Origin of the sequence: Pararhodobacter sp. CCB-MM2, assembly GCF_001691415.1 — a bacterium.
In the GTDB taxonomy this organism is placed as follows: Bacteria; Pseudomonadota; Alphaproteobacteria; order Rhodobacterales; family Rhodobacteraceae; genus Pararhodobacter.
In genome coordinates, this window is the sequence record NZ_LRRR01000131.1 from 1 (window position 1) to 379 (window position 379).

Annotated in this window: 1 protein-coding gene; it reads left to right on the forward strand. The window is 75.5% G+C overall.

Annotation, left to right across the window (positions count from 1 at the left end; translation table 11 throughout):
- A partial coding sequence (locus BCY78_RS24465) for a polyprenyl synthetase family protein (RefSeq protein ID WP_199523212.1) occupies nt 1–379 on the forward strand: 379 nt, incomplete at both ends.

Below are 379 nucleotides of genomic sequence, written 5' to 3' on the forward strand. Positions count from 1 at the left end.
GTCCACGCTGGCGGAGGCACCCGGGCCGGGCGGCCCCGCGGCGGTGCGGCAACTGGCGGGCGCGCTGGGCGACCTGGTGCACGGTCAGGCCCAGGACCTGCTCTTCGAGTCCCGGCCGTGGTCGGGTCCGGGGGCCGTCCTGCCGCACGAGTACCGGGCGATGGCCACCCACAAGACCGGATCCCTGCTCGGTTGCGCGGCGGCCTCGGGCGCGCTGCTGGCCGGTGCTCCCCCGTCGACCGCCGAGGCGCTGGACCGGGCCGGGCGGCATGTCGGGGTGGCGTTCCAGGCAGTGGACGACCTGCTCGGGATCTGGGGCGATCCGCAGGTCACGGGGAAGCCCGTGCACAGCGATCTGCGGCGGCTCAAGAAGACGTAC